Source organism: Nocardia sp. NBC_01499, assembly GCF_045040275.1.
Classification (GTDB): Bacteria; Actinomycetota; Actinomycetes; order Mycobacteriales; family Mycobacteriaceae; genus Nocardia.
This window is the reverse complement of the sequence record NZ_CP109426.1, coordinates 9,218,251-9,229,341: the sequence shown is the minus strand read 5'-3', so window position 1 is coordinate 9,229,341 and position 11,091 is coordinate 9,218,251. Positions and strand designations below refer to the sequence as shown.

General features: G+C 68.8%; 3 protein-coding genes. All 3 read right to left on the bottom strand.

The window, feature by feature from the left end:
• Positions 1-14 precede the first annotated feature (14 nt).
• On the bottom strand, positions 15-4,823 hold the full coding sequence (locus OG203_RS42090; protein WP_405162769.1) for a type I polyketide synthase: 4,809 nt from the start codon (positions 4,821-4,823) through the stop codon (positions 15-17).
• A 53-nt stretch (positions 4,824-4,876) separates the two neighbouring features.
• The gene (locus OG203_RS42085) at positions 4,877-10,189 is read right to left on the bottom strand and encodes an SDR family NAD(P)-dependent oxidoreductase (RefSeq protein ID WP_405162768.1); all 5,313 of its coding nucleotides are present in this window, start codon (positions 10,187-10,189) and stop codon (positions 4,877-4,879) included.
• A gap of 215 nt (positions 10,190-10,404) precedes the next feature.
• Positions 10,405-11,067, bottom strand: a complete 663-nt coding sequence (locus tag OG203_RS42080) for a class I SAM-dependent methyltransferase (protein ID WP_405162767.1) — start codon at positions 11,065-11,067, stop codon at positions 10,405-10,407.
• Positions 11,068-11,091 lie beyond the last annotated feature (24 nt).

Below are 11,091 nucleotides of genomic sequence, written 5' to 3'. Positions count from 1 at the left end.
TTGTACGGTCGGGCTCAGCCGAGCCCGAGTTCCGTGTCGATGAAGGCGAAGACGTCGTCGGCCGACGCCGCCGCCAGCTGTGCCTCCGTCTCAGTGCCTGTCGCGCCGAGGGTTTCGGTCGCGGCCGTGAGCAGCGCCTGTAGGCGATTGGTGACCTTCAACCGCTCGACGTCGGTGCGGGCCAGCGCCCGCACGGTCGCGTCCAAGCGGTCCAGGTCCGCCAGTACCGAGGCCGCCCCGAGGTCGTCGCCGTCGCACAGCTCGGTGCGCAGGTAGTCGGCCAGAGCAAGGGGGGTCGCGTGATCGAAGATCAACGTGGCGGCCAGTTTTCGGCCGGTTGCCGCGCTCAGGGCGGTCCGTAGGTCGACCGCGGCGACCGAGTCGAAGCCGAGGTCCTGGAAGGTTCGTGTCTGGTCGAGCTCGGCGGGGTCGTCGTAGCCGAGCAGGGTGGCCACCTGTGCGCGGACCAGTTCGAGCACGGCGCGGGCCTGCTCCGGTTCGGTCAGTCCGGCCAGCCTTGTGATGAAGGCGGTGGTGGAGGGCTCCCCGGCCGTGTCGTCAGCCAGTAGCTCGCGGACCTCGGGCAAGCCGTCCAGGAGGGGTCGTGGGCGTTGCAGCGTGTAGGTCGGGGCGAATCGTGCCCAGTCGAAATCCGCCACGATCACGTCGCCGCGGTCGTCGTGCAGCACGCGGCGCAGTGCCTCGATCGCCAGTCGCGGAGCCATCGCCGGTGCGCCGATGCGGCGCAGCAGTGCGCCGAGTTCGGCGTCGACCATGCCGCCGTCCCAGGAACCCCAGTCGATGGCAGTGGCGACTCGCCCGCGCGATCGGCGTTGTGCGGCAAGGCCATTGAGGTAGGCGTTCGCGCTGGCGTAGGCGGCCTGCTCGCCGCTGCCCCAGATCGCGGCGCCGGAGGAGAAGAGTACGAAGGCGTCGAGTGGGCGGTCGGCGAGTAGTTCGTCGAGGTTGTGCGCACCGACTACCTTGGCGTGGCCGACCTCTGCGAATTCCTCGATGCTGAGGTCCGATAGTGGTGCGAGGCGCTGTGCGACTCCGGCCGCGTGGATGACCGACGTGAGGTCGGGCAGGGTGTCGAGCAGTTGGCTCAGCGCGTCCCGGTCGGCGACGTCGCAGGCCGCCACCGTTACCCGCGTGCCGAGCTCGGTCAGCTCGTCGGCCAGCGCGTCGACTCCGGCGGTGGCCCGGCCGCGGCGGCCGACGAGCACCAGATGGTCGGCGCCCTCGGCGGCGAGCAGGCGCGCGACGTGCGCACCGATTCCGCCGGTGCCACCGGTGATCAACGTCGTGCCGCGTGCGGACCATGCGCTCGTTGGGCGGTCGTTCAGCGGCGCGCGCATCATCCTCGGCACGAGTATCCGATCCCCTCGGATCGCCAATCGGTCCTCGTCCCCGGCTCCAATGGGCAGGCGGCACAGCCGATCGGCCATTGTCTGGTCCGGTGTGCCGGTCACGTCGATCACGCCGCCCCACGAATTCGGCTGGTCGAGACCGAGCACGGCGGCCAGACCCCAGATCATGGATTGCGCCGGGCTGGTCAACTCGGCGTCGTCGGTGACCGCGACCGCGCCGGAGGTCACGCACCACAGCGGCGCGGTCAGGCCCGCGTCGGCCAATGCCTGAGCTAGGACGACGGTTGCGGCGGCACCCTTGGATAGCCCGGGATGCCTGTGGTGCGGCCGATCATCGAGTGCGAGAAGCGAAATCACCGTGACGGGCTCCGCGTCGCGGAATTGAGCGGCGAGTGCGGTGCGGTCGTCGCCGAGCACATCGACCGTGATGAACCGTGCGCCGAGAGCCGTGAGCGCGGTCGTGATCGCGGTAATCCACAGGTTGTCCGGATGTTCCGCCGGGATGACGGCCAGCACGGCGCCTGCGGGTTCGACGGTGGTCACGTCTAGCGGTTGCCAGGCCATCCGGTAGCGCCACGAATCGACCAGTGCCGCTTCCTGTTTGCGATTGCGCCAGGCTGAGAGCGCGGGCAATACCTCGCCGAGTGCTGTCGCGTCCACCCGGAGCTGCTCGGCGAGGGCGGCTGGGTCCGCACCGTCGATAGCTGCCCACAGTGCTGCGTCGCCGGAACCTGCGGCGACCGGCTGCGGCGTGCTGGCGGCCCAGTAGTGCCGACGCTGGAAAGCGTAGGTAGGCAGATCAATTCGGTGCGCGCCGCGTCCGGCGAAGAACTCGGCCCAGTCGACCGTTGCCGCGCCCCTGGCGTGCAGCTGCGCGACGGCGGACACGAGTTCGCGCTCCTCGCTGCGGTTTCGGCGCAATGCCGCCGTGAAGACCACGTCCGCGTCCGTGTCGAGACAGTCGGTGCCCATCGGTGTCAGGGCGGCGTCGGGGCCGAGTTCGAGGAAGGTCGTGACGCCCTCGTTCGCCATCCAGCGCACCGCGTCGCCGAACCGCACCGCTTCCCGCGCATGCCGCACCCAGTGGTCGGGCGTACCGATTTCGGCCGCGTCGACGAGCTTGCCGGTCAGGGTCGAGACGATCGCGACGGTGGGTGCCCGGTAGGTCAGCCCGGCGGCCACCTCGCGGAATTGGGCGAGCATGGGGTCCATCAGCGGCGAGTGGAACGCGTGCGACACCCGGAGCCGAGTTGTCTTGCGGCCCAATGCCGCGAAGTGCGCCGCTACTGCGGTGACGGCGTCCTGCACGCCCGAGATCACCACGGACGGCCCGTTCACCCCGGCCAGACCGACCTGCTCGGTCAGTAGCGGGGTCACCTCCTGCGCGGTGGCATGCACGGCGGCCATCGCGCCGCCTGCCGGTAGGGCTTGCATCAACCGGCCGCGGGCGACCACGAGTTCGGCCGCGTCGGCAAGCGAAAGCACCTCGGCGACGTGGGCGGCGGACAGCTCGCCGATCGAGTATCCGGCGAGCAGATCCGGTCGGCCGCACCATGATTCGAGCAGCCGGTACAGCGCAACCTCGATGGCGAACAACCCGGCCTGGGTGTACATGGTCTGCTGCAGCGTGTCCGGGTCGTCGCCCCACAGCACATCCAGGAGCCTGCGATCGAGCCACTTGTCCATGGCTTCGGTCACGTCGTCGAGTGCGCGCGCGAAGACCGGGAAGATGCCGTACAGCTCCTTGCCCATGCCGAGGCGTTGCGCGCCTTGGCCGGTGAACAGGAACGCGGTTCGCGCGCCGGTGCGGACGGCACCGGTCTGGACTCCAGCCGGGTCGCCTTGTGCGAACGCGCGCAGGGCACGCTCGAATTCCGGGCGGTCGGCGGCGATCAGTACCGCGCGATGTTCCAGCGCAGCCCGGGTTGTCGCCAGCGAGTAGGCGGTATCGAGCACGCTGAGTTCGGGACGGTCGGTGAGGAAGTCGGCCAGCTTGGCCGCCTGCGCCGCGAGTGCTCCCGCGCCGCGTGCCGAAAGGGGCAGTGCCAGAAGCGATCCGGTTATCCGCGCGGCGTCGGGATCGTCGGCTATGTCGGGGACGTCCGGTGCCTCCTCGATGATCACGTGAGCGTTCGTGCCGCTCAATCCGAACGAGGAGATCCCGGCCCGGCGCGGCCGATCGGTGGCCGGCCACGGCGTCGGCTCGGTGAGCAGGGTGACGTTGCCCGCCTGCCAGTCCACGTGCGGTGTCGGCCGGTCGACGTGCAGCGTCTTCGGCAGCATGCCGTGCCGCATGGCCTGCACCATCTTGATGATCCCGCCGACGCCCGCCGCCGCCTGGGTGTGACCGATATTGGACTTGAGCGAGCCGAGCAGCAGCGGCCGATCCGCGGGCCGGTCCTGGCCGTAGGTGGCGAGCAGCGCCTGCGCCTCGATCGGATCGCCGAGTACCGTTCCGGTGCCGTGTGCCTCGATCGCGTCGATATCCGCGGTGGTCAGGCGCGCCGCGGCCAGCGCGTCGCGGATCACCCGCTGCTGCGACAGCCCGTTCGGCGCGGTCAGGCCGTTGGACGCGCCGTCCGAATTCACCGCGGTGCCGCGGACAACGGCGAGCACCGGATGGCCGTTGCGGCGTGCGTCCGATAGTCGCTCGACGAGCAGCATGCCCGCGCCCTCACCCCAGCCGGTGCCGTCGGCGGCCGCGGCGAAGGACTTGCAGCGGCCGCTCGGGGAAAGCCCGCGTTCCTGGCTGAATCCGATGAAGGACACCGGGGTCGCCATCACCGTCACTCCCCCGGCCAACGCGAGCGCACACTCACCGGAGCGCAGGGCGTGGATCGCCCAGTGCAGCGCGACCAACGACGACGAGCAGGCCGTGTCCACCGTGACCGCTGGGCCCTGCAGACCGAGCGTGTACGCCACCCGGCCGGACGCGACGCTGGCCAGTCCGCCGGTGCCACTGCTCTCGGAGTAGTCGTGGTAGACAACGCCCGCGAAGACGCCAGTGCGGCTGCCGCGCAGCGAGTCCGGGTCGATACCGGCGAGTTCCAGCGCTTCCCAAGACATTTCGAGCAGCAACCGTTGCTGGGGATCGGTGTCCCTCGCCTCGCGTGGGCTCAGCCGGAAGAAGTCGGCGTCGAATTCGGCGGCGTCGTGCAGGAATCCGCCTTCCTTCGAGTAGGTGTGGCCTGGTGTCGCCGGTCGTGGATCGTAGATGTCGGCGACGTTCCAGCCGCGGTTCTCGGGGAACTCGGTGATGCCGTCGGTGCCCGAGGCGACCAATTCCCACAGGTCATCGGCCGACCCGACGCCGCCGGGGAATCGGCAGCTCATGGCGACGATGGCGATGGGTTCGCTGGCCGCGGCCTCGAGCTGGCGCAGGCGCCGCTTGGTCTGCTGCAAGTCCGTGGTCGCTCGTTTGAGGTACTCCCTGAGCTTCTCTTCTGTGTCCATCGACCGTTCCTGCTTGTCCGAAAGTTGCTGCGCCTGTTGACCGTTGCCCGCGGCTAGGCGAGGCCGAGTTCGCTGTCCAATGCGGCGAAGAGTTCGTCGTCGGAGGCGGCGTCGTAGTGCCGTGCCGGTTCGGGTGGGTCCGCGTTGCCGTGCGCGTCCTGCCAGCCGCGCAGCAATGCCTCGAGGCGGGTGGTGATCCTGGTGAGTTCGATGCCATCCGGCAACGTTCCGGCGAGGAGGTCGGCCAGTCGATCGACCTCGAGCAGTACCGGAACGGCGGGGTCGGCGGTGACCGGTGCGAGTGCGATGTCCAGGTATCCGGCCGTCGCTCGTGCCGTCGGGTAGTCGAAGACCAGCGCGGCGGGCAGTTTCAGTCCGGCGGCCCGGCCGAGGCGCTTGCGCAGTTCGACGGCGGCCAGCGAGTCGAAGCCGAGTTCTTGGAACGCCCGATCCGCTGCTACCGCTGCCGCGGACGGGTGGCCGAGCACGGCCGCCACTTCCGCGCGGACCAGGTCGAGCAGCACCCGTGCCCGTTCCGGAGCGCTCAGTTCCGAAAGCCGCTGCCGCAGCTCGGCGTCTCCGGCGCGCCGGGTGCGACCTGGTACTCGCACGATCTCACGCAGCACGGGGGGCAGTTCGGTCGCGCCTGCCCGCAGGACAGCGTGGTCGAGACCGAGCGCGACGACGGCGGGCTGGTCGACGGTGAGTGCCGCGTCGATCAGGCGTAATCCCTCGTCGGTGGACAGCACGGGTGTGCCCAATTGGTCTATCCGGCGGCGCAATTCCGGATCGGGGCCGACGAGTGGCTCCCATGGGCCGAGCATGATCGAGGTGGCTGGGCGGCCCAGCGAGTTCAGGTGTTCGGCGAAGGCGTGCAGGAAGGTACTCGCGGCGGCGTGATTCGCCTGGCCCATCGCGTGCAGGAGTCCGGTGGATGAAGTCAGCAGCACGAAGGTGGACAGATCACGCAGGGCCGCATGGAGATTCAGTGCGCCCTCTACCTGGGGGCGGAGCACCGCGGACAGCTGTTCTTGCGACATTGTCGCGAACAGTGCGTTGTCCGTGGCGGTCGCGTTGTGCAGCACGGCCGTCACCGGATGCTCGGCGGGTACGTCGGCCAGCATGGTCGCCAGCTCGTCCTGGTTCGCGAGATCGCATGCGGCGATGCGGGTTTCGACACCCAGCTCGGCCAGCTCGGCGGTGAGGTCGGAGTTCGGCGGGCCGGTCAGCAGTAGTCGTCGAGCGCCGTACGCGGACACCGCGTGGCGTGCCAGTATCGCGCCGACGCCCGAGGTGCCGTCGGTGATCAGCACGGTGCCCGTCGCCAGTGACATCGGCCGGTCGCCGCGCGATATCGGCAGCAGACGCGGGACGAGCACCGTGCCCGCCCGCACCGCGACCACATCCTCCCCCGCGCCGAGCGCGTCGGTCAGCGCGGCCGCGGTGATCGTTTCGCCGGTGTCCAGCAGCATGATTCGGTCCGGGTGTTCGGCCTGCGCGGCGCGGACCAGTCCCCACAGCAGCGCCTGGTCCGGGTCGGCGGCGTCGGTCGCGTGCCGGGTGAGCACTACGAGCTTGGTTGCGGCGAGCCGGTCCTCGGCCAGCCAGGAGCGCACCGCGGCCATCGTGTCCGCGACAAGCGCGCGGCGATCCGTGCCCGGAACACACTGGAACAGAACACTTTCTGGTGGCTGATCGATGTTTGCCAACGTCGCGATGTCGGGATATGCCGGCAGTCCGAGCCCGGCAATCCCCGGGCCCAAGGCGGCGGGTTCGGCGGCCGGGAACGCAGTCGGGGCCGGTATCCAGTCCAGCCGGAACAGCATGTCGAATGCGACCCCGGTGCTGAGGTCCGCCACCGTCACCGGCTGGAACCGCAGCGATTCCACCGACAGGACGGCGCGGCCGGTGTCGTCGGCGAACAACACTGTCACGCCGTGCTCGGCCGACGGCGCGACATGCACTAGCGAAATCGCGGAATCCCTACTATGCCACGCAATTCGAGTCCAGGTGGCGGGCATGGACGCGGTCGCACCCAGGTGGAACCGGGACAGTTGGACCGCCGCCTCCAGCAGTGCCGGATGCGTCTCGAAGGAGCCCGCGTCGCTGGCTTCGGGGAGCACGATCTCGGCGAAGAGTTCCTCGCCGCGGCGCCGGACCGTCCGCAGACAGCGCAGTGCCGGTCCGTACAGATGGCCCTGTTGTGCCTCGTATATGTCCGCGACGGCGATCGGCTGTGCGTCGGCGGGTAGTCCGCCGAGCAGGGACGGTGCCGTCGGTGTTGGTCCGGTCGCGAGGGTGCCCGTCGCGTGGACTGCCCATGCCCGCGCACTGCTTTCGGCACGCGAGTAGATGTGTAACGGTCGGTCGCCGACCACGTCCGGGCCGCCGACTACGACGCGTAGGTCGGTGCCGCCCTGTTCGGGCAGTACGAGCGCGGCGTTCGCGGTGAGATCGCGCACCAGTGCGCAGCCGAGTTCGTCGGCCGCTCGCAGCGCGAGTTCGACGAGGGTAGCGCCGGGTAGGACTGCGGTTCCGAGCACGTGGTGTTCGCCGAGCCAAGGCTCAGCCTGCGTGGACATTCGGCCGGTCAGCACGAGGCCCTCGGGCAGCGCCACCGCGGTGGGGACCAGTGGATGCCCGGTGGTGTCGAGGCCTGCCTCGGCGATCCCGGTGCCGCCGGACCGGGACGCCAGCCAGAATCGTTCGTTCTGGAAGGCGTAGGTGGGTAGGTCGATCGGGCGAGCGCCATGCCCGGCGAAGAACGCCGCCCAGTTCACCGGCGCACCCGACGCATACAGGTTGGCGAAGGCGGCGACCACGGTGCTGACCTCGGGCTGATCACCGCGCAGTGCGGGAACCACCAGGGTGGCGGCGGTATCGTCCTCATCAATGGTGTGCTGAATCATGCTCGCCAGCACGGCATCCGGGCCGAGTTCGATGAACCGGGTGACGCCCTCAGCGAGGGAATACCGCACGCCGTCGGCGAAACGCACCGTCTCCCGCACGTGCCGCACCCAGTAGGCGGCATCGAAAGCATCGACGGGGCGACCGGTCAGATTCGACACCACGGCCAGCTCGGGTACTCGATACGTGACGGATTCGGCGATCGAGCCGAACTCCGCCAGCATCGGTTCCATCAGGACCGAGTGGAATGCGTGAGACACCCGCAACCGAGTTGTCTTGCGGCCCTGTGACTCCCACCGATCGGCGAGGGCGAGCACCTGCTCCGCCGGGCCGGACACCACCACCGAGCCGGGCGCGTTGATCGCCGCGATACTCACGCCGTCCACGAGGTCAGTGGTCAGCTCGGCTTCGCTGGCTTGCACCGCGACCATCGCGCCACCGGTGGGCAATGCCTGCATCAACCGACCGCGTGCCGCCACCAATCGGGACGCGTCCGTCAGTGACAAGGCCCCGGCCACGTGCGCCGCGGTCAGCTCGCCGATCGAATGCCCGACCACGAAATCCGCTCGAACACCCCATGATTCGAACAGTCGGAACAAGGCGACCTCGAAGGCGAACAGACTCGCCTGCGCCCACATCGTCTGGCTCAGCCGATCTTCGTCATCACCCCACATCACCGCGCGCAGTGGCCGCTCCAGGTGCGTATCGAGTTCGGCCACCACCTCATCGAAGGCTGCCGCGAACGCCGGGAACGCCGCATACAACTGGCGGCCCATCCCCAACCGCTGCGCACCCTGACCCGTGAACACCATCGCGGTCAGCCCGTCGCGCGCCGCGTTCCGCACCACATCCACCATTGGTGTACCGGATGCCAACGCCCCCAACGCCGTAACGCGATCGTCGGCGAGTATGACCGCACGATGCGCCAATGCCGCCCGGCCCATCGCCAGCGTGTAAGCCACATCGATCGCATCAGAGTGCTCGTCGAGATGAGCGAGCAGCCGCCGCGCCTGGGCCCGCAGAGCCGTTTCATCGCGACCCGAGACCACCCACGGCAGCGGAACACCCGTCGGCAACGACAGCCGTTCCGGCACAGCGAATTCCGGTGCCTGCGCCACGATCACGTGCGCGTTCGTGCCACTCAGACCGAACGAGGAAATCCCGGCCCGTCGTGGCCGATCGACCTCCGGCCACGGCCGGGACGCGGTCAGCAACCGCACATTCCCCGCCGCCCAATCCACCTGCGGTGTCGCCTCTTCCGCATGCAGTGTCTTGGGCAGGACACCATGACGCATCGCCATGACCATCTTGATGATCCCCGCCACTCCGGCCGCGGCCTGAGTGTGCCCCATGTTCGATTTGATCGACCCCAACCACAACGGCCGATCCTGCGCCCGCCCTTGGCCATACGTCGCCAGCAACGCCTGCGCCTCGATCGGATCACCCAGCTTCGTGCCGGTGCCATGCGCCTCGACCGCATCCACATCAGCGACCGACAGACCGGCACTGGCCAACGCCTGGCGGATCACCCGTTGCTGCGACGGGCCATTCGGCGCCGTCAAACCATTAGACGCACCATCGGAATTCACCGCCGACCCCGCCACCACCGCCAACACCGGATGACCATTGCGCCGCGCGTCCGAGAGCCGCTCGAGCACCAGTACCGCGGCACCTTCCGAACAGCTCATCCCATCGGCGGCGGCCGCGAACGACTTGCACCGGCCGTCGCTCGCCAGGCCGCGCTGCGTGCTGAAGTAGACGAACATATCTGGGTTCGCCATCACCGTGACGCCGCCGACCAGCGCGAGCGCGCATTCGTTGCGGCGCAACGCGGCAGCGGCGAGGTGCAGCGCCACCAGCGACGACGAACAGGCCGTGTCCACGGTCGCCACCGGCCCCTCCAGTCCGAGGGTGTAGGCGACCCGCCCGGTGACGAAGCTGCCCGCGCTGGTGCCGCCGACCTCGACACCGAGCGCGTAGTCGTGATACATCACACCGGCGAACACACCGGTCGCGCTGCCCCGCAACGACGTCGGATCGATGCAGGCACGTTCCAGTGCTTCCCACGAGGTTTGCAGAAGCAGACGCTGCTGCGGATCGGTCGAACGCGCCTCGTTCGGGCTGATCCCGAAGAACGCCGGATCGAAATCCGCAGCGTCATAGAGGAAGCCACCCTGCCGCGAGTACGTCTTACCCGGCCTGCCCGGCTCCGGGTGGTAGAGGTCGGTATCCCAACCGCGATCGGTGGGAAAGGTGGAAATGGTGTCGACTCCGTCGAACACGACGCGCCACAGGTCATCCGGGGTGCTGATGCCGCCGGGAAACCGGCAGCCCATGCCGACGATCACGATCGGATCCGCACTCGTCGCGGCGGTGGCCGCGGCCAGCTTCTGCCTGGTCTCGCGGAGGTCGCCGAGTGTCCGCTTCAAATAGTCGAGCAACTTCCGTTCATCGCTCACGACTCCACCTCGCTAACGCTCGGCTCCGTCGTGCGCGATGGCACACTGCGTCGTCGGTTCACTCGCTGACGCTCGCTCACAGCTAACTCCCTACGCACACCTGCTCATATCGGCAACCGGTCCAAAGTCCCTGCTACCGAACATCATTCAAGTCGCGGACGGACTGATTGACCACACGCACCTGCCCCTAAATCCCTATTCGGACCCCTACCCGTTCATCGCTTGCGCAGCAGGGTGATGCCGTCGGCCATCACCAGCAGCGAAAGATCCACCCGCTCGTCGTCGCACAGGGTCGCGTTGAGTTCGCGGACCGCGACGGTGTCCGCGTCCTGCGCGGCCGGATCGATCACCCGGCCGAAGAACAGCGTGTTGTCGATGATGATCAGGCCACCGGGCCGGACCAGGTCGACGCACAGTTCGTAGTAGGTCGGGTAGTTCGCCTTGTCGGCGTCGATGAAGGCGAGATCGAAACTGCCGGGCCCGCGTTCGGCCGACAGCGCGGCCAAGGTGTCGACGGCGTCGCCGACGCGCAGCTCGATCCGGTCGGCCACCTCGGCCCGCCGCCAGTACGGCGCCGCGATGGCGGGCCAGCGGTGGGTGATGTCGCAGGTCACCAGCCTGCCGCCGACCGGGAGCGCGCGGGCCATGCACAACGTGCTGTACCCGGTGAATGTGCCGATCTCGAGTACCTGTGCGGCACCGGTCAATTGAACGAGCATGCCGAGCAGCTGCCCCTCCTCCGCCATCACCTGCATCGCCACGCCGCCGGGCAGATCTGCTGTCTCCCTGCGTAATTCGCGCAGGATTTCGTCATCGCGGAGTGAGACATCGCGCACGTAGCCGAGCAGGCCGGGTGTGCTGTCGAGCTGGTTGGCCATGGTTGTCCCCTTTCTGGACCGAGG

Coding starts and splice junctions, on each gene's coding strand:
- OG203_RS42090 (WP_405162769.1), bottom strand. CDS start 4,823: ATGGACACAGAAGAGAAGCTCAGGGAGTACCTCAAACGAGCGACCACG.
- OG203_RS42080 (WP_405162767.1), bottom strand. CDS start 11,067: ATGGCCAACCAGCTCGACAGCACACCCGGCCTGCTCGGCTACGTGCGC.